The sequence below is a fragment of the Pasteurellaceae bacterium RH1A genome (assembly GCA_012221805.1).
Lineage (GTDB): Bacteria > Pseudomonadota > Gammaproteobacteria > Enterobacterales > Pasteurellaceae > RH1A.
In genome coordinates, this window is record CP015195.1 from 787,682 (window position 1) to 807,239 (window position 19,558).

Genomic DNA, 19,558 nt, shown 5'->3' on the forward strand with positions numbered 1-19,558 from the left:
GGAGCGCATCATGAGTGAAACAACTGTTCTCGCACTCGGGATTGCGGCCTTTACCGCAATCGTGCTAGTGCTTGTGGCGATCATCCTGTTTGCTAAATCCAAATTAGTGGATTCAGGTGACATTACCATCAGCATCAACGAAGACCCTGAAAAAGCCATTACCCTGCCTGCGGGCGGTAAATTGCTTGGTGCCTTGGCTGCCAAGGGGATTTTCGTTTCGTCTGCTTGTGGTGGCGGTGGCTCTTGTGGCCAGTGCCGTGTGGTGGTGAAAAGCGGTGGTGGCGATATTCTGCCAACCGAGCTTTCCCACATCAGCAAGCGTGAAGCCAAAGAAGGCCACCGCTTGGCCTGCCAAGTGAATGTGAAAGGCAATATGGATATTGAGTTGCCGGAAGAAATCTTCGGCGTGAAAAAATGGCAATGTACCGTTATTTCTAACGACAACAAGGCCACCTTCATCAAAGAGCTTAAACTGGCCATTCCAGAAGGTGAAGAAGTGCCATTCCGCGCGGGTGGTTATATCCAAATCGAAGCCGATCCACATGTGGTCAATTACAAAGATTTCGATATTCCAGAAGAATACCACGAGGACTGGGACAAGTTCGATCTCTGGCGTTATGTGTCTAAGGTTGATGAGCCGATTATCCGTGCTTATTCCATGGCTTCATACCCAGAAGAGAAGGGCATTATTATGCTTAACGTGCGTATTGCCACACCTCCGCCACGCAACCCAGATGTGCCGCCAGGTCAAATGTCTTCCTACATTTGGTCGCTTAAGGCAGGCGATAAGGTTACCATTTCTGGCCCATTCGGTGAATTCTTCGCCAAAGAAACCGAGAATGAAATGGTCTTTATCGGTGGTGGTGCGGGTATGGCTCCAATGCGTTCCCACATTTTCGACCAGTTAAAACGTCTCAAATCTAAACGTAAGATGTCCTTCTGGTACGGCGCTCGTTCTAAACGTGAAATCTTCTACCAAGAAGACTTCGACCAATTAGCGGCCGAGAACGACAACTTCGTATGGCATGTGGCCCTTTCTGATGCTCTGCCAGAAGACAACTGGGACGGCTACACAGGCTTTATCCACAACGTGCTTTATGAAAACTACCTCAAAGATCACGAAGCACCTGAAGATTGTGAATACTATATGTGTGGGCCACCAGTCATGAACGCTGCGGTAATTAACATGCTTAAGAGCCTAGGCGTTGAAGACGAAAACATCTTATTAGATGATTTTGGTGGTTAATCCATAAGCTCCTCTTCCCTTTCCCTCCCCCCACTTGTGGGGGGAGGTGCCGAAGGCGGAGGGGGGAACAAGCGGGTCAAAAATGCAGGTTTTTTGCAAGTTTGATCCGTTTGCACTATGTAAAAATTCCTCTCTTTAGCAAAGTTGAGTTAATACCACGCACGGCAAGCCGTACGTGGTTACGAATAATTGAGGGGCTTTGCCCCTCCTCTAATCTACAGGGGCAAAGCCCCTGACTTATTCGTAACCGATTGCGACGAAGTCGCTGTCGGAAAAAATCTATTTTGCTAAAGAGAAGAACTAGATCCAGATTGATTGAGATCTAATTCCTCAAAAACTAAAAAGGAACACCATGAAACTCAAAACCCTACTTGCCCTTGCAACTTTTTCCCTCTTTCTGACCGCTTGCAACAAGGAGCCGACCCAAATCGCTTTGACTGGCAAAACCATGGGAACGACCTATCATGTCAAGTATATCGACAAGGGTGACATTAAAAACCTGCCTAAGCAAGAAGAGGTTCAGGCCCAGCTGGACAACCTCCTCAAGGAAGTCAATCGCCAGATGTCCACCTATCAAAATGATTCAGAAATTAGCCAGTTTAACCGCTATAATATGGCCAACCAGCCCTTCAAGGTTTCGCCTGATTTTGCCATGGTGGTGCAAGAGGCTGTTCGTTTGAACAAGATTTCTGACGGAGCTTTAGATGTAACCGTTGGCCCACTGGTCAATCTCTGGGGTTTCGGGCCAGATAAACGCCTTAATAAAGTGCCAACGGCAGAACAAATTGCGGAGCGTTCTGAAGCCGTGGGGATTGATAAAATTCAAGTGCAAGGCAACGCCTTGGTCAAAACCCACCCAAATCTCTACTTAGATTTATCTTCTATTGCTAAGGGGGCTGGTGTGGACAAGGTGGCCGATCACCTAGAAAGCTTAGGGATTGAAAACTACTTGGTCGAAATCGGCGGCGAAATGCGGGGCAAGGGTAATAATCAGAAAAATGAGGCTTGGAAGATTGCCATTGAAAAGCCGGAAGCCAACGGTGTCGCCCAAATTGTCGTGCCGCTGCACAAGTTCGCTCTTGCCACCTCAGGTAACTACCGCAACTATTTTGAAGACGAGCAGGGCAACCGCTTATCTCATATTATCGACCCTAAAAATCACCACCCAGTAAACCACAATCTGGCCTCAATTTCGGTGGTGGCGGAAAAATCCATGACGGCTGACGGCCTTTCCACTGGGCTCTTTGTCCTTGGTGCAGACAAGGCCTTAGACGTGGCCGAACGGGAAAAATTAGCCGTTTTCTTGATTATCAAAAACGGCGACAAGTTCGACACTAAAATGTCGAGCGAATTTGAAAAACTGATCAAACAATAAATTGGAGTGAATAATGGAAACGATTTTACTAACCTTCGGTTTTTTTCTAGCCATCGTGATTGCCATGTCGATTGGCTTTATTATCAAGGGCAAGGAACTCAAGGGCAGCTGTGGCGGGATTTCTGCCCTGGGCATGGCCAAAATGTGTGACTGCGAAGAGCCTTGCGATAATCTCAAATCCAAAATCGAAAAGGGCGAAGCTACCCTGGCTGATTTTAAACCACAATTTTACGATGCCTCTAAATAAGGATAACTATGCCTGATAAGCCCACGATCCAGGTCGCTGTTGGGATTATTCGCAACGAATTCGGCCAAATTTACCTTGCCCAACGCTTAGAAGGGCAGGATTTTGCTCAAGCCCTTGAATTTCCAGGCGGCAAAGTCGATGCGGGTGAAAGCCCAGAGGAAGCCCTCAGACGTGAATTAGAAGAGGAAGTGGGCATTCATGTACTCAGTGCCTTTCCTTATGAGCATTTTGTCTTTGAATACCCAACCAAGCATTTGGAGTTTTTCTTCTACCTGATTGAGGAATGGGTGGGCGAACCCTTTGGCCGTGAGGGGCAGGAAGGATTTTGGATCGAGCAGGCAGAGCTAGACGCAGGCCTTTTCCCACCTGCCAATGAAGCCCTAGTTAAACGTTTAGTTTTGGAGGCACAAAGTGAGCAAGAACAAGGATAATTTAATTTGGATCGATCTGGAAATGACCGGGCTTGATCCTGAAAAAGAGCGGATCATAGAAATTGCCACCATCGTGACCGACAAGGATCTGAATATCCTGGCCGAAGGCCCGGTGTTGGCGGTGCATCAATCTGATGAGCTTTTGGCTAAAATGAGTGATTGGTGTGTTAAAACCCACACCGAAAACGGCCTGGTTGAGCGGGTTAAACAGAGCAAACTGACCGAACGGGCCGCCGAACTTCAAACCATCGACTTTCTCAAGCGCTGGGTGGATAAGGGGGCCTCGCCCATTTGCGGCAACAGCATTGCCCAGGATAAGCGGTTTTTGGTCAAATATATGCCTGATCTGGCTGATTATTTTCATTATCGTCACTTGGATGTCAGCACCCTCAAGGAGCTGGCCCGCCGTTGGAAGCCTGAAATCTTGGACAAGTTTGAGAAAAAAAATACTCATCTGGCCTTGGACGACATCAAGGAATCCATTGCTGAACTCAAGTTTTATCGGGAACATTTTATTCGCTTAGACTAGAGGCTGTTACTCTTAGTATTTGTGAATAAAATCCCCCCTCCGCCTTCGGCACCTCCCCCGCAAGCGGGTGGAGGGAAGAGATCTTTTGCAAACTTCGCTCCCTCCGCTTGCGGGGGGAGCTGCCCAAAGGGCTGAGGGGGGATTATCAATAACGTTAAAGAAGTCTAAAAACATTAAATGACACAACTCGCCTTTTCCTTTAGCAACGAAGAGCAAATGTTGGCCTTTGGCAGCCAACTGGCCCAGCAGTTTGCCCAATATTTGGCTCAAAACACTGAAAATTCCCTGGTAATTTACTTAAACGGGGAACTTGGGGCGGGCAAGACCACTCTAAGCCGCAGCATTGTCCGCCAGTTTGGCTACCAGGGCAATGTTAAAAGCCCAACTTATACCTTGGTGGAAGAATACCAATTGCCAGCTCTGGCCATTTACCATTTCGATCTCTACCGTCTGGCCGATCCTGAAGAGCTGGAATTTATGGGCATTCGGGATTATTTCCGCCCCCAAACTCTCTGTTTACTGGAATGGGCCAGCCGAGGCCAGGGTATGATCCCTGAGGCAGATTTGTTGGTGCAAATTAATTATCAAGCGCAAGGGCGGGAGCTGGTCTTGCAGGCACAAAGTGCAGCTGGCCAGGCCATTCTTGCAAATTTTAAGGACCTTTAACCCGCTTGTATGAAATAGGAAGAAGAATGAATTGGCTTAAAACCCTCTTGATTGGAACATTCGGATGCTTACTGAGCCTGTCGGTGTCGGCTAAGCTGGTGATTGCCATTGATCCAGGCCACGGTGGACGTGACCCTGGAGCCATTGGTAAATCATTGAATATTAAGGAAAAAGATGTCACCTTGGCCATTTCAAGAGAGCTTAAGGCCTTGCTGGACAAGGATCCTAACTTCAAGGCGGTGATGACCCGTTCGGGTGACTATTTCATTCAACTACCCAATCGTACCGAAATTGCCCGTAAGCATCGGGCCAATTTCTTGGTCTCCATTCATGCCGATTCTTCTCCTGCCTCCAATAACCTGAAAGGGGCTTCTGTCTGGGTCTTGTCCAACCGCCGAGCCAGTGATGAATTGGGTAAATGGCTGGAAGATCGGGAGAAGCAGTCTGAACTCTTGGGCGGGGCGGGTTCGGTCTTATCTAATAATAACGAACGCTACCTCAACCAAACCGTCTTGGATCTCCAATTTTCCCATGCCCAGCGGGTGGGCTATGAGCTGGGCAAGAGCGTCTTGGCCAGCCTAGGTAATGTTGGCGCCATTGCCAAACGCACGCCTCAACATGCCAGCCTCAGCGTTTTGCGTTCGCCAGATATTCCGTCCATCTTGGTGGAAACCGGCTTTTTATCCAATGCGGATGAAGAACATAAGTTAGCCACAGCCGCCTACCGTAAAAAGGTGGCCCGGGCCATTTATCAAGGCTTGGTTAATTACCATAAAAAGAACTCCGGCACCCTAGGCACGGGCAGCCCGAAGGTGGCCGAAGTCAAGCCCAAGGCCACGCCTAAAAAAGATGAGCCAAAACAAGCGGCTGAAAAAACATCAAAATCTGCAAAAACAGCGGATAAGACCAAGGCCGGTGACAAAACAAGTACCAAAGACAAGCCTAAGGCAAATGAGAAAGCCACCGCAAAAGACAGCAAAAGCGAAAAGGCAAGCCCTGCTAGCAATGCCAGCCACCATGTTGTGCAGCAGGATGAAACGGTCTATTCCATTGCCAGAATGTATAAGACCACGCCAGATAAGCTTAGCCAGCTCAATAACCTAAAAGACTATAAAATTCGCACAGGACAGAAATTAAAAGTCCGTTAATGGTCAGGTCAAAACTGTGGTATCATAGCCACAGTTTTTCATCTTTATAAAACAGTATGAATATTCGATTAACTCTTATTTTACTGCTGATTGTCGCAAGCCTTGGGGGCTGGTATATCAGCCTGCAAAGCAATGACGATACAGGCCTTGAGAACCTGATCAAGAAAGAGGGCATGCCTGAATATGTGGGCGATAAGATGACCACCTCGGTTTATGATCTTAACGGCAAGCCCCAATATTTTGCTGAAGCCGAAGAAATTAAGCGTTTTGAAACTACCGAGCGCACCGAGTTTTTAAAACCTCTCTTAAACCTCTTTGATGCCCAAACTGCCCTTAAAGAATGGCAACTAACCGCAGACAAGGCAGAAATTACCAAGGAAAAATTGCTGCATTTGCAGGGCAATGTAAAATTGCAGGCCCTGACCCCAACCTCCCGCCTGCAAAAAATTGAAACCGATCACCTAACCGTTGATTTAAACAGCCACGATGTTTATACCGACAGTGTGGTCAAATCCGAGGGAATGGGCTTTACTACCACAGGGACAGGCCTTACAGGCAACCTTAAACAGCAGGTCGCCACCCTACAAAAAGACGTCAAAACCTTTATTGAACCGACTAAGATTAAACAAGACGACCAGGCAGCAGATGCCCCAACGCCAACTGATAAATAAGGACACATGATGAAATTTGCAATTCGCAGCCTTTTTTTGACCGCTTTACTGACCACCAGCCTTTCAGCCCATGCCCTTAAGGGCGATACAGATCAGCCTATTAACATTGACTCCGGCAGCCAGTCCCTGGATATGGAAAATAATGTTGTCACCTTTAGCGATAACGTGGTGATTACCCAAGGCTCCATTAAGATCAATGCCGCTAAAGTGACTATTACCCGTCAAGAAGGCAAGAAAGAAACCATTGATGCAACAGGTTCGCCAGTGACCTTTCAGCAAACCTTGGATAATGGCAAGCCAGTAAATGGCAAGGGTAATAGCGTGAATTATGATCTGAACAACGAATTTTTGACCCTAACGGGCAATGCCGAACTCAAGCAGTTAGACAGCTTTATCCGGGCCAATAAGATCACCTATGATGTGAAAAAACAACAACTTAGGGCCACCAGTGGTGGCAAGTCTCGGGTCAGAACCGTGCTGATTCCAAACCAGTTGCAAGATAACAAGAAATCGACCAAGAAATAGGTGAGCCCATGCCAACGCTTTATGCAGAAAATTTAGCCAAGAGCTACAAGAGCCGTCAGGTCGTTAAAGACGTAAGCTTTAATGTCAAAGCAGGCGAAATTGTTGGCCTTCTAGGCCCAAACGGAGCGGGGAAAACCACTTCTTTTTATATGGTGGTGGGGTTGGTTCGCCATGACAAGGGCAAGATCCGCATTGACGATCATGACATCAGCGTCCTGCCCATGCACGACAGAGCCAGGGAAGGAATTGGTTACCTGCCGCAGGAAGCCTCGATTTTCCGCCGCTTGAGTGTCTATGATAACCTTATGGCCGTGCTTCAAGTGCGAAAAGATCTCAACGATCAAGAACGTAAGCAACGTGCTGACGAGCTGATTAGCGAATTCCACATTGAACATATCCGCAATAGCCTGGGCCAGTCTCTATCAGGGGGCGAACGCCGCCGGGTGGAAATTGCCCGTGCCTTGGCTGCCAACCCACAATTTATCCTGCTGGATGAACCCTTTGCAGGTGTGGATCCCATTTCGGTCAATGACATTAAAAAGATCATCGTCCACCTCAAAGAGCGGGGCTTGGGTGTCTTGATCACCGACCACAACGTGCGGGAAACCTTGGATGTTTGCGAACGTGCCTACATTGTAGGCAGCGGTGCCATTATCGCCAGCGGCACACCGAATGATGTCCTCAATAACCCAGATGTAAAACGGGTTTATTTGGGTGATCAGTTTAAGTTATAACATTGAGTAAAACGAAGAACAGTAATTTACCCCCCCCCTCAGCCTTCGGCAGCTCCCCCCGTAAACGGTGGGAGCGAAGGATATAAAGAATTTATTTATTCACGAATATTTTCCCTCCACCCGCTTGCGGGGGAGGTGCCGAAGGCGGAGGGGGGATTGAAAAATAGTATAAAATGAAATTTACCTATTTCCTCAAACCTGAACTCATTCGCCACGATGTGATTGCCTCCAGCAAAAAACGTAGCCTTGAAATGATTGGCGAACTGGCCGCAAGCTATTTCAACCAACAATATGGCGAGGAGCGCTGTAAGGTGGCTTGTTTTTCCAGCCTCTTTAAGCGGGAAAAATTAGGCTCAACCTGCATTAACAATGGCATTGCCCTGCCGCATGCCAAGTTGCCTGCTAGCCAACACTTTAGCCAACCTTTGGCCCTTTTCCTCCAGCTGGCTGATCCTATTGATTTTGAGGCAGCCGATAACCGAGAAGTGGATTTGATTTTTGCCATGTTCTTCCCAGAAGGAGCGTGTGAGCAATATAAGTCAGCCCTGCCAGATCTGGCCCAAAGGCTGAGCGACAAACATTTGGCCAAACAGCTCCGATCAGCTGGATCAGCAGAAGAAATCTGGCAGGTTTTTGAGTATGCTGACAGCCTAGAAGCACAAGCAAGCGAAAGTTAGGAGGGGTTATGGAACTTATTATCATCAGTGGCCGATCAGGATCGGGCAAATCAGTGGCCTTACGGGCCTTGGAAGACAGCGGCTATTACTGTGTGGATAATATCCCCCTGCCCCTGATTCCTCAACTTGCAACCTTGCTGGCCGAGCGGAATCAGTCGGTTGCAGTCAGTCTTGATATTCGCAACCTTCCCAATAAGTCAGGCTTATTGGATGATATGCTGGCCCAGCTGCCGCAAGACATTCAAACCAAAATCATCTTTTTAGATTGTGAAACCAGTGTGCTGATTCGCCGCTACAGTGATTCCCGCCGCTCCCACCCGCTTTCAAATGAGGAGGGAATTTCCCTTGAAAGTGCCATTGAGCTGGAGGGCAAATGGCTCGATCCCCTGTTCCAGCACGCCAATCATATTATTGACACAACGCATCTCTCCTCCCATGGCCTAGCAGAAAAATTAAGAGAATTACTGCGTGGCAATAGCGACAAGGAACTTAAGATCATCTTTGAATCCTTTGGCTTTAAATACGGCCTGCCTGCTGATGCGGATTATGTCTTTGACGTGCGCTTCCTCCCTAATCCCCATTGGAATGCAGAACTCCGCCCCATGACAGGCCTAGAGCAGCCCGTGATTGATTTCTTAGAAGCCCATAGCGAAGTACATAACTTCATCTACCAAACCCGCCAATACCTGGAAATGTGGCTGCCCATGCTGGAAAAAAACAACCGCAGCTACCTCACCATTGCCATCGGCTGCACTGGTGGCAAGCACCGTTCAGTCTTTATTACCGAACAGCTGGGCAAATATTTTCAAGGCAAGGGCAAGGACGTTCAAATCCGCCATAAGAGCCTAGAAAAGTATAAAAAGGCCGATCATTAAGTTTTCCCCAAAAGCAGATGAATAATCTGCTTTTTTCTTAACAAAAAATAAACAAATTTACAAAATAATCGCCTTTCTTAGGATTTTTTGCTATCACCCCCCTTGCAGTTCACACAAAAACTTGTATATTCCCTCTATATGCTTTTTGAAAAAGTTCCTTCTTTGTAGCATATTTTTCTAGATTTTATACAACAAGCGGGGTAAACCCCGCAATTTCTTGCAAACACACCCTGGAGTCACCTATGAAAAAACTCTCTGTCCTAACCCTTGCCATGCTTGCAGCAGGCACAGCCGTGGCGGCGCCGAAAACCTTTGTTTACTGTTCGGAAGCCTCGCCTTCGTATTTCAACCCACAATTAGGCACCGATGGCGCAACCCTTGACGCCTCTAGCCAAACCATTTATAACCGCCTGGTGGATTTTGAACCAGGTGAAACCAAGGTTATTCCGTCTTTGGCAGAAAGTTGGGAAATTTCTGACGATGGTAAAACCTACACCTTCCACCTGCGTAAGGGCGTAAAATTCCATACCACAAAAGACTTCAAGCCAAGCCGTGATCTGAATGCGGACGATGTGGTCTTCTCCTTTAACCGTCAGCTCGATCCAAAACACCCTTACCACAAGGTATCAGGTGGCAATTATGAGTACTTTATTGCCATGGATATGCCAAATATCATGGATAAGGTGGAAAAAGTTGATGATTACACGGTTAAAATTAGCCTAAAAGTGCCGAATGCACCGTTTTTGGCCAATCTAGGCATGGATTTCGCCTCTATTTTCTCGGCTGAATATGCTGAAAATATGCTCAAGGCCGGTACGCCAGAAAAAGTGGACAGCCAGCCACTTGGCACTGGCCCATTTGAATTTGTGGCCTACCAAAAAGACTCTACAGTTCGCTTCAAGGCCTTTGAAAACTACTGGGCAGGTAAATCGAAATTAGATCGCTTGGTCTTTAGTATTACACCAGATGCTTCTGTGCGTTTTGCTAAACTAAAAAAGGGCGAATGTCACGCCATGCCATATCCAAACCCAGCGGATTTAGGCGTTATCAAGGCTGATCCAAACCTCAAGGTGCTGACCAAACCAGGCCTTAACGTGGGCTATGTGGCCTTCAATACAGAAAAAGCGCCATTAGATAAGCCACAGGTTCGCCAGGCCCTTAGCCACGCTGTGAATAAGGCGGCCATTTTGGATTCGGTTTACCAAGGTTCAGGTGAAGTGGCCAAAAACCCAATTCCACCAACAATCTGGAGCTATAATGATGCCGTTCAGGACTACGAATACAGCCCAGAAAAAGCCAAGGCCCTCTTAAAAGAAGCTGGCCTAGAGAAGGGCTTTGAGATCGACTTATGGGCCATGCCAGTTTCCCGCCCATACAACCCGAATGCCCGCCGTATGGCTGAAATGATCCAAGAAGACTGGAAAAACATTGGTGTGAAAGCCAAAATTGTTAGCTATGAATGGGGCGAATACCTCAAGCGTATGGGCAAGGGTGATCACGACACTGGTCTCATGGGCTGGACGGGTGACAATGGTGACCCAGATAACTTCTTAAATACGCTTTTAAGCTGTTCTTCCGTGCCATCTGGCTCTAATTATGCCCGTTTCTGTAATGCAGACTTTGATAAGCTGGTGAAAGAAGCGGCGCAAAACAATGATCCTGCTAAACGTACTGAGCTTTATCAACAAGCCCAAGTGCTCTTTAAACAACAAGCACCGTGGATTACGGTCGCCCACTCAACAACCTACTTCCCTGTTAGAAAAGAAGTGGAAAACTATGTGGTCAACCCATTTGGTTTACACAATTTCTATGGGGTAGAATTGGTTGAGGGGAAATAGTTAAATCCTCCTCCTTGATCCCCTCCCCCGCTTGCGGGGAGGGTTAGGGGGGGGGAACAATTATACCGAGAAAACAATGTTTCAATTTATTCTAAAACGCATTTTAATGGTCATTCCCACCTTTTTGGCCATTACCCTGATTACCTTTGCCCTAGTGCATTTAATTCCAGGCGACCCGATTGAGATCCGCATGGGCGAACGGGGGATCGACCCTGTTATTCACGCCCAAATGATGAAACAACTAGGGCTGGATTTACCCTTGTGGGAACAGTATTTCAACTACATCAAGGGCGTGCTAAGCGGTGACTTGGGCGTGTCCTTTCGCAATAATGAGCCCGTGCTTAAAGAGTTCTTTACCCTCTTTCCAGCCACAGTAGAACTGGCCTTCTTCGCCCTGGGCTGGTCGCTGATTGGGGCATTATCTTAGGGATTATTGCTGCCATTAAGAAGGACTCCTGGATTTCCCATGTGGTCAGCTCCCTTGCCTTAACAGGCTATTCCATGCCCATTTTCTGGTGGGGCTTGATTTTAATTCTCTATTTCTCTACGCCTTTAGGGTTGCCGGCTTCAGGCCGCCTGCCAGCAGAGTTTTGGATCGATGCCGACACAGGTTTTATGTTGATTGACACCTGGCGTTCAGACGAACCCGGTGCTTTTTTAGGGGCGGTTAAGTCGCTGGTCTTGCCTGCCATTGTCTTAGGCACCATCCCGCTGGCCATCATTACCCGAATGACTCGTTCTTCCATGCTGGAAGTCTTGGGTGAGGACTATATCCGCACCGCCAAGGCCAAGGGCTTGAGTACAACCAGAATTGTGATCGTCCATGCCCTAAGAAATGCCCTCATTCCGGTGGTCACCGTGGTCGGCCTGATTATCGGCCAGCTCTTATCGGGTGCGGTCTTAACCGAAAATATCTTCTCTTGGCCGGGGATTGGTAAGTGGGTGATCGATGCCATTAACGCTCGTGACTACCCAGTGCTACAGGGCTCAGTCTTAATTATTGCCACCATTATTATCTTGGTTAATTTAACGGTGGATTTGATTTATGGTGTGGTGAATCCGAGGATTCGGCATTCGTAATCATTGTTTAAATGTGATGGACTTGATTGCCACGTGATCCATTCCCCTCTTTGAAAAAGAGGGGTTAGGGGAGATTTTTCAGACGTGCAATCAACGAGAGGGAGTGGAAAAAGCATTTTTTGACCCGCTTGTAGTGAGTTAAATCCCCCTAGCCCCCTTTTTCAAAGGGGGGAATGTTAATTTTTGGAGTGAAAATGTCTAGTGAAACCCTGGTTGCCCCCCAACCAAAAACGCCCCTGCAAGAGTTTTGGTACTATTTCAGCCAAAACCGTGGGGCCTTGGTGGGCTTGGCCTTTATTTCGATTGTCTTTTTGGTCTGCGTCTTTGCAGATGTGGTCGCCCCCTTTGACCCGATTGAACAGAACCGTTCCGCCCTGCTCCTACCGCCTATGTGGTTTGAAGGTGGCAATTCTGCCTATATTTTAGGCACGGACGACATCGGCCGGGATATTCTCTCTCGGGTGATTTATGGGGCCAGACTGTCGGTCTTTATCGGGCTTGTTATTGTGGTACTTTCCTGCCTTATGGGCGTGATTTTAGGCCTCTTGGCTGGCTACTATGGCGGCACAACCGACATCATCATCATGCGCTTTGTCGATATTATGCTGGCCATCCCAAGCCTCTTGCTGACCATTGGCGTGGTTACCATCTTGGGCCCATCTTTGATTAACGCTGCTATTGCTATTGCGGTGGTCTCCATTCCGAGTTACGTCCGCTTAACCCGTGCTTCGGTCATGAGTGAAAAGAACCGTGACTATGTGGTCGCCAGCCGTGTGGCTGGGGCTGGTGTGTTCCGCCTTATGTTTGTAGTGATTTTGCCTAACTGCTTGGCCCCGCTTATCGTGCAGATGACCATGGGCATCTCCAACGCCATTCTAGAACTGGCCGCTCTAGGCTTCCTCGGCATTGGGGCACAACCGCCAACGCCTGAATTGGGGACCATGTTGGCTGAATCCCGTGGCTTTATGCAGTCGGCCAACTGGCTAGTGACTATTCCAGGTTTGGCCATCTTGTCGCTGGTGCTGGCCTTTAACCTCATGGGTGATGGCCTGCGTGATGCCCTCGATCCAAAACTCAAACAATAGGAGGCAAAATGGCACTATTAGAAGTGAATAATCTCTCTGTCCATTTTGCTGGCTTTAAGGCGGTGGATAGAATTAGCTACCAAGTCAACGAAGGTGAAGTGCTGGGCATTGTGGGCGAATCAGGCTCGGGCAAGTCGGTCAGCTCCCTGGCCATTATGGGCCTGATTGATTTCCCAGGAAAGGTTATGGCAGACAGCCTGCATTTTAATGATAGCAACCTGCTAACCCTCAACCCTAAGCAGAAACGCCAGATTGTGGGGGCGGATGTGGCCATGATCTTCCAAGATGCCATGACCAGCCTCAACCCCAGCTACACCGTGGGCTACCAGATTATGGAGGCCCTCAAGGTTCACCAGGGCGGCAGCAAGGCCAGCCGTAAGGCTCGGGCCATTGAATTGCTTACTTTGGTAGGCATTCCCGATCCCCAATCTCGGCTGGAGGTCTATCCCCACCAACTTTCGGGCGGGATGAGCCAGCGGGTCATGATCGCCATGGCCATTGCCTGCAACCCTAAACTCTTGATTGCGGACGAACCGACCACGGCCCTCGATGTTACCATTCAGGCCCAGATTATTGATCTCTTGCTAGAACTGCAACGCAAGGAAAATATGGCCCTCATCCTGATCACCCACGATCTGGCTTTAGTAGCTGAAGCAGCCCATCGGATTATCGTTATGTATGCGGGGCAAGTAGTGGAAGAGGGCAAGGCAGAGGAAATCTTCAAGGCACCGCTTCACCCTTATACCCAAGCCTTGCTCAAAGCCTTACCTGAATTTGCGGAAGGCAAATCCCGCCTGCAATCACTGCCAGGTGTCGTGCCGGGCAAATACGACCGTCCACAGGGCTGCCTGCTCAACCCACGTTGCCCTTATGCGACCGATCTCTGCCGCCAGCAAGAGCCGGAGATGCGGATGATTGAAGGGCGGCAGGTCAAGTGCCATACGCCTTTGGAGCTGGACGGGCAACCGAGAATTATTTGATCTTACACCTCCCACAAATCCCCTCCCCTGCTTGCGGGGAGGGTTAGGGTGGGGGGACTAACATAGAAGAAACAAAAAATATCAAGCGGTTAAATTTGGCGAAAAATTTGCAAACTTTGTTTGTTTTTGTACCGCTTGTTGCCTAACGGCAATCCCCCCACCCTAGCCCTCCCCGCAAGCAGGGGAGGGGATTTTGCCGAGCTAGGGTTAGTAAGGAAGAATTATGCAAAATACCCAAACCCCACCGCTCTTAGATGCGGTGAATTTAAAGAAATATTATCCTGTTAAGAAGGGCATGTTTGCCAAACCGCAATTAGTCAAGGCGGTTGATGGCGTCTCCTTCCGCCTAGAACGGGGCAAAACCCTGGCTGTGGTGGGTGAGTCTGGCTGTGGTAAATCCACCCTGGGCCGCATGCTGACTATGATTGAAAGCCCAACCGAAGGCGAGCTCTTCTACAATGGTCAAAATTTTTTAGAGAATGATAAGGCCACCCAAACCCTGCGTCGCCAGAAGATCCAGATCGTTTTCCAAAATCCCTATTCCTCCCTCAACCCTCGCAAAAAGGTGGGGACGATTTTGGAAGAGCCACTCTTGATCAACACCAGCCTAACCGCCAAGGAACGCAAGGAGCAGGTGCTGGAAATGATGGCCAAGGTCGGGCTAAAACCTGAGTTCTACAACCGCTATCCGCATATGTTCTCAGGCGGCCAACGCCAGCGGATCGCCATTGCCCGGGGGCTTATGCTCAAGCCGGATATTGTGGTGGCCGATGAACCGGTTTCCGCCTTAGACGTATCCGTACGGGCCCAGGTGCTGAATTTGATGATGGACCTGCAGGAAGAGATGGGCCTGTCCTATGTCTTTATCTCCCACGATCTCTCTGTGGTAGAACATATTGCCGATGAAGTGATGGTTATGTACTTGGGCCGTTGTGTGGAGCAGGGCGACACCCAAACCCTCTTTAATAACCCTCGCCACCCTTACACCCAGGCCCTACTTTCGGCCACACCAAGGCTGGATCCCAACCAACGGCGGGAGCGGATTAAGCTGACTGGCGAATTGCCAAGCCCGCTTAATCCCCCTAAGGGCTGTGCCTTTCATGCCCGTTGTTGGAAGGCGACGGAACGCTGCAAGGTGGAGCAACCCGTGCTTGAAACCTTAAATGATAGCACTAGAATTGCGTGTTTTAACCTCTAACAAGCGGTACAAAATCATCACTTATTGACAAATCAGGTGGGCAGAGATGCCTGCCTGATTTTTTATCAATTAACCCCAAAATGTGATCTAGGCGACAAATTTGCATTTTGCTTCGTAAATTTTCTTTTTTAGCTAAACCGTTTTAGTTACAATATCGCCGATTTTTTCTTCAACCAGAAGGTAACACTATGAACTTTCCTCAAATCGCCCAACAAGTGATCGACAAACTTGGTGGCAAAGCTAACATTACCTCCGCAGCTCACTGTGCAACCCGCTTGCGTTTAGTGATTGCAGATGAAACTAAAATTGATAAAGAAGCCATTGAAAATATTGATGGCGTAAAAGGCCAGTTCTCAGTGGCCGGCCAATACCAAATCATCTTCGGTTCTGGTACGGTGAATAAGGTACACGCCGAAATGGTTAAGTTACTCGGCCTGGGCGATATGAGCACGGCTGAAGTAGCCGCTGCCGGTGCCCAAAAACAAGGCTTCTTACAAGGCCTAGTCAAGGGCTTGGCTGACATATTCGTGCCAATCATCCCAGCCATCGTAGCCGGCGGTTTGCTCATGGGTATCCACTCCATGCTTACCTCCATCGGCTTCTTCTGGGAAGGCCATTCAGTCGTAACTAAATACCCGGGCATTGCTGACCTGGTTGACTTTATCAACACCATCGCCAACGCCCCATTCGTTTTCTTACCGGTTCTTTTAGGCTTCTCTGCCACCCGTAAATTCGGTGGTAACCCTTATTTGGGTGCGGCACTGGGTATGCTTTTAGTTCACCCTGCTCTAGCAGATGGTTGGAACTATGCCAAAACCCTGATGGAAGGCGGTATTAAATACTGGAACATCTTTGGTTTTGAAATCGAAAAAGTAGGCTACCAAGGCACCGTTATCCCAACCCTGGTTTCTGCCTGGGTACTGGCCACCCTTGAAAAGGGCTTCCGCAAGTTCGTACCAAGCTACTTAGATAACCTGGTTACCCCGCTTTGCTCCCTCTTTATTGCAGGTGTGCTCGCCTTTACCGTAATTGGCCCTATCGGCCGTGAAGCAGGCTCCCTCATTTCAGCCGGCCTCACCTGGTTATACGACAGCATGGGCTTTGTGGGCGGTGCGATTTTTGGTACCTTCTATGCCCCAATCGTGATTACTGGTATGCACCAAACCTTTATTGCGGTGGAAACCCAGCTTCTTGCAGAAGTGGCCAACACGGGCGGCACCTTTATCTTCCCAATCGCTGCTATGTCTAACATTGCCCAGGGTGCGGCCTGTTTAGGTGTAGCCTTTGCCCTTAAAGATGCTAAGGTGCGTGGTTTGGCCATTCCATCTGGTGTGTCTGCCCTCCTTGGTATTACTGAACCTGCCATGTTCGGGGTCAACCTCCGCTACCGCAGCCCGTTTATCGCCGCCATGATTGGTGCAGGTACAGCCTCTGCCTTTATCGCCTTCTTCAACGTGAAAGCAATTGCCCTTGGTGCAGCAGGCCTCATCGGTATTCCGTCTATCAAACCAGACAGCCTGGCCATGTACTCTGTGGGTATGGTGATTTCCTTTGTAATTGCCTTTAGCCTTTCAGTTATCCTAACCAAGCGTTCAGCCAATAAGGCCTAAGACTTGTCAAAAGTACGCCCCAGCTTGTAAAATCTGGGGCGTTTTTTTATGGGTGATTTATGCGACAAGCCAAACTTTATTCCTACTCCATCCCCTTTCAAAGCAGTCTTATTCTAAGAGGGCGGGAAATCAGCCACCGCCAGGGCCTGATCCTGCATCTGGAGCAGGGTAATTTGCAAGGATGGGGCGAAATTGCCCCGCTTGTCGGTTTTAGTCAAGAAAGTCTAGAAGAGGCGACAGAACAGGCCATAGATTGGTGCCGGGCCTGGCAGACAGGGCAGGCCGAAGGCGATTTGGATAGGCTGGTTCCCTCTGTGGCCTTTGGAATTAGCTGTGCCTTGGCTGAACTTGACCAAAGCTTGGGGCTTGAGGCCGATTTTGGCACCGTTCCCCTCTGCTTGTCTGAACTGGATTTTCCTAAATTAGAACAGGCAAGACTGGCCAAAATTAAGGTCGGCCTGCAAGCGGTAGAAAAAGAAGGAAAATTTGCAAATGATCTCCTCAACCGCCTGCCCCAGCTAAAACTGCGTTTAGATGCCAACCGCAAATGGAGCCTAGAGCAGGCTCTGGCCTTTGCCCAAGAAATTGAGGCCCATAACCGTACTCGCTTTGATTTTATTGAAGAACCTTGCCCCAGCCCTGATCTCTCCCGCAATTTTGCCCAACAAACAGGCCTCCCACTAGCCTGGGATGAAAGTGTCAGGGAGCCTGGTTTTATTGTGCGGGCAGAGCCTCACTTATCCGCCCTGGTGCTTAAGCCTAGCCTGATAGGTTCTCTTGATAGATGTATCCATTTAATTCAGCAAGCTCATCAAGCAGGCTTGCAGGCCGTGATAAGCTCTAGCCTTGAAAGCTCCTTGGGCCTGACCCAACTGGCCCGTATAGCCAAGCAATACACGCCTGAAACCCTTGCAGGCTTAGATACCTTAAATTTGATGGGCTGCCAAATAATCAGAGGCTGGCAGGGGAGGGGGTTGCCGATTGTGGGAGTGGATGGGTTAATTAGGCTCTTCTAATGAGCCAAGCCCCTCTCCTGTTAGCAAGAGAGGGGCTTGAAGGCTGGCTATTGGGCATAAATATCCCTGCCATCCCGCTGGGTTTTAAGCAGGCGCAGGATCCAAACATATTGTTCAGGATGTTTGGTAACAAAATACTCAATAGCCTCATTCATTTGGCGGGCTGATTGCTCGGGGCTGCCGTCAAATTCCATAGGGGGCAGGATTTCAATCAGGTATTTTCCACGTTCTGCATCATAAATGGGAAACATGGGAATAACAACTGCATTGGTAACCCGTGCCATTTTATTGAGGCCTGGCAGGGTGGCTTTTTCCGTGGCGAAGAAGGGGACATAAACGCTTAGCGCCTCGCCATAGTCTTCGTCAGGCAGGAAATAACCGAGCTCGCCCTTTTTAACATCCGCTAAAAAAGGTTTGATACCATTTTGGCGGGCGTGCATTTTGCCGCCAAAGCGTTCACGGGTACGGTTCCAAAGCCAATCGACCAGCGGATTGCGGTGGGGATTGTACATGGAGGTCATGGCCATGCCATGGGTATGCATAATGATGCCAGAGGCGTCAATAGACCAGGTATGCGGCACCAACAAGATAACATTCTTGCCTGCCTGGCGGGCTTTTCTCACATGATCCAACCCAATAAACTCCGAGCGGGCTTGCAGACGTTTGGTGGGTCGCACCGCAATTTCGCCAATAGACAGCATGGTTTGGGCCACGGTAACAAACATCTTTTCAATCACCTCAGCCCGTTTTTCTGCCGACCACTCAGGAAAGCAGTAACGCAGATTGATATCAGCACGGTGGGTTTGTTTTTTGGCAAAACAAGCGGTACGTTTTCCGATAAAAGCTGCAAATTTATCCCGCAGGCGGAAGGGGACATAGGCTAAGATAATCAAGGCCAAAATCCCCAGCCACACACCCCAATATTTGGGGTGGAGGAAGGCCTTGGAAAAGCCGTGCTGGTAGCCCACTTGGGCAGTTAAACGTGACATCGCTTATTTATACTGATGAATGGCGTTGGCAATTTCGTTGTCTTGGTAGATGGCCTGTACTGCATCGGCATAGGCCTGGCCTAGCACATTTTGGATTTCTTCATTGCCTGCACCAAAGGCACCTTCATAGCCACGGGTGGTGTTGAAGTTCTTGCTGTAGGTGCCGCGGCTGCCTTGAACGACCACCTCAATCCCAACATTGGCATTGATTTTATAGCGTAGGTTGCCCTGGGTCACATCTGCAAAGAAGGTTTTGACATTAACCGCTACATTGGCATTGGCCGGGCCTTGTACAAGGGTAAAGCCCTTGCCGTTGAGATTTTGCTGCATAACCTGTTGGAAGAGCTGGGTCACAGCTGGTTGAGCGTTAAGGCGGATGGCTTCGCCATTTTTGGTGTAGTTAGCGATTTCAGTTGATGGGCGCAGATCATAGGCCGCAACATTGACCGTTGCAGTTTGATTGGCCGTGTTGAACATCACATTGGGTGCAGGGGTGTTAAATGAAATCGTGTTGGAGGTGGAGGCTTGACAGCCTGCAAGCAGGGCAGCGGCCAAGGTTGTGGTAACAAGGACAGTTTTCTTAACGAATTTCATAAAAGCTCCTTTGGAATGAAAAACTGGTGTATTATACCCCGTCA

20 protein-coding genes and 1 pseudogene are annotated in these 19,558 nt (G+C 48.9%); 19 read left to right on the forward strand and 2 right to left on the reverse strand.

The genetic code is table 11. The annotated features are described in order from the left end of the window. Positions 1–10 precede the first annotated feature (10 nt). The 19 genes and pseudogenes from A4G20_03765 to A4G20_03855 all read left to right on the forward strand — a co-directional run bounded on the left by A4G20_03765 (position 11) and on the right by A4G20_03855 (position 17,931). The gene (locus A4G20_03765) at positions 11–1,246 is read left to right on the forward strand and encodes an NADH:ubiquinone reductase (Na(+)-transporting) subunit F (GenBank protein QIW15506.1); all 1,236 of its coding nucleotides are present in this window, start codon (positions 11–13) and stop codon (positions 1,244–1,246) included. A gap of 352 nt (positions 1,247–1,598) precedes the next feature. Next, positions 1,599–2,621: a thiamine biosynthesis protein ApbE gene (locus A4G20_03770; GenBank protein QIW15507.1), complete on the forward strand. Its 1,023-nt coding sequence runs from the start codon at positions 1,599–1,601 to the stop codon at positions 2,619–2,621. Positions 2,622–2,634: 13 nt separating this feature from the next. Continuing rightward, the gene (locus A4G20_03775) at positions 2,635–2,868 is read left to right on the forward strand and encodes a hypothetical protein (protein ID QIW15508.1); all 234 of its coding nucleotides are present in this window, start codon (positions 2,635–2,637) and stop codon (positions 2,866–2,868) included. Between the two features lie 8 nt (positions 2,869–2,876). Further along, a complete protein-coding gene (locus A4G20_03780; protein ID QIW15509.1) occupies positions 2,877–3,299 on the forward strand; it encodes an 8-oxo-dGTP diphosphatase in 423 nt (140 codons plus the stop codon). Beyond that, entirely contained in the window at positions 3,280–3,828 is a 549-nt protein-coding gene (locus tag A4G20_03785; GenBank protein ID QIW15510.1) for an oligoribonuclease, read from the forward strand. Before A4G20_03780 ends, A4G20_03785 begins: the two co-directional genes overlap by 20 nt. A 177-nt stretch (positions 3,829–4,005) precedes the next feature. Next, positions 4,006–4,494 carry a tRNA (N6-adenosine(37)-N6)-threonylcarbamoyltransferase complex ATPase TsaE gene (locus tag A4G20_03790; GenBank protein QIW15511.1) on the forward strand — a complete coding sequence of 163 codons (489 nt, stop codon included), beginning with the start codon at positions 4,006–4,008 and terminating at the stop codon, positions 4,492–4,494. Positions 4,495–4,520: 26 nt separating this feature from the next. Next, positions 4,521–5,642 (forward strand): N-acetylmuramoyl-L-alanine amidase, encoded by a 1,122-nt coding sequence (locus A4G20_03795; GenBank protein QIW15512.1) that lies wholly within the window; start codon positions 4,521–4,523, stop codon positions 5,640–5,642. A gap of 56 nt (positions 5,643–5,698) precedes the next feature. Continuing rightward, a complete protein-coding gene (locus tag A4G20_03800; GenBank protein QIW15513.1) occupies positions 5,699–6,313 on the forward strand; it encodes an LPS export ABC transporter periplasmic protein LptC in 615 nt (204 codons plus the stop codon). A gap of 9 nt (positions 6,314–6,322) precedes the next feature. After that, positions 6,323–6,838 carry a lipopolysaccharide transport periplasmic protein LptA gene (locus A4G20_03805; GenBank protein ID QIW15514.1) on the forward strand — a complete coding sequence of 172 codons (516 nt, stop codon included), beginning with the start codon at positions 6,323–6,325 and terminating at the stop codon, positions 6,836–6,838. 8 nt (positions 6,839–6,846) lie between these two features. After that, positions 6,847–7,572 (forward strand): LPS export ABC transporter ATP-binding protein, encoded by a 726-nt coding sequence (locus A4G20_03810; GenBank protein QIW15515.1) that lies wholly within the window; start codon positions 6,847–6,849, stop codon positions 7,570–7,572. A 173-nt stretch (positions 7,573–7,745) separates the two neighbouring features. Then, positions 7,746–8,249, forward strand: a complete 504-nt coding sequence (locus A4G20_03815; protein ID QIW15516.1) for a PTS sugar transporter subunit IIA — start codon at positions 7,746–7,748, stop codon at positions 8,247–8,249. Between the two features lie 8 nt (positions 8,250–8,257). Beyond that, entirely contained in the window at positions 8,258–9,124 is an 867-nt protein-coding gene (locus A4G20_03820) for an RNase adaptor protein RapZ (GenBank protein QIW15517.1), read from the forward strand. A 242-nt stretch (positions 9,125–9,366) separates the two neighbouring features. Next, on the forward strand, positions 9,367–10,962 hold the full coding sequence (locus tag A4G20_03825; protein QIW15518.1) for a peptide transporter: 1,596 nt from the start codon (positions 9,367–9,369) through the stop codon (positions 10,960–10,962). A gap of 76 nt (positions 10,963–11,038) precedes the next feature. Continuing rightward, a pseudogene (locus A4G20_03830) lies at positions 11,039–12,042 on the forward strand (peptide ABC transporter permease). A gap of 194 nt (positions 12,043–12,236) precedes the next feature. Further along, a complete protein-coding gene (locus tag A4G20_03835) occupies positions 12,237–13,127 on the forward strand; it encodes a dipeptide ABC transporter permease DppC (protein ID QIW15519.1) in 891 nt (296 codons plus the stop codon). An 8-nt stretch (positions 13,128–13,135) separates the two neighbouring features. Beyond that, positions 13,136–14,107: a dipeptide ABC transporter ATP-binding protein gene (locus A4G20_03840; GenBank protein ID QIW15520.1), complete on the forward strand. Its 972-nt coding sequence runs from the start codon at positions 13,136–13,138 to the stop codon at positions 14,105–14,107. A 223-nt stretch (positions 14,108–14,330) separates the two neighbouring features. Next, entirely contained in the window at positions 14,331–15,305 is a 975-nt protein-coding gene (gene dppF / locus A4G20_03845) for a dipeptide ABC transporter ATP-binding protein (protein QIW15521.1), read from the forward strand. A 188-nt stretch (positions 15,306–15,493) separates the two neighbouring features. Continuing rightward, entirely contained in the window at positions 15,494–16,915 is a 1,422-nt protein-coding gene (locus A4G20_03850; GenBank protein QIW15522.1) for a PTS maltose transporter subunit IIBC, read from the forward strand. 59 nt (positions 16,916–16,974) lie between these two features. Then, positions 16,975–17,931, forward strand: coding sequence for an o-succinylbenzoate synthase (locus tag A4G20_03855; GenBank protein ID QIW15523.1), 957 nt, complete (start codon positions 16,975–16,977; stop codon positions 17,929–17,931). Positions 17,932–17,978: 47 nt separating this feature from the next. On the opposite strand, the gene A4G20_03860 is transcribed toward A4G20_03855, so the two are convergent. Next, positions 17,979–18,920, reverse strand: coding sequence for a lipid A biosynthesis (KDO)2-(lauroyl)-lipid IVA acyltransferase (locus tag A4G20_03860; GenBank protein ID QIW15524.1), 942 nt, complete (start codon positions 18,918–18,920; stop codon positions 17,979–17,981). A 3-nt stretch (positions 18,921–18,923) separates the two neighbouring features. After that, positions 18,924–19,514: a hypothetical protein gene (locus tag A4G20_03865; GenBank protein ID QIW15525.1), complete on the reverse strand. Its 591-nt coding sequence runs from the start codon at positions 19,512–19,514 to the stop codon at positions 18,924–18,926. Between the last annotated feature and the right edge of the window lie 44 nt (positions 19,515–19,558).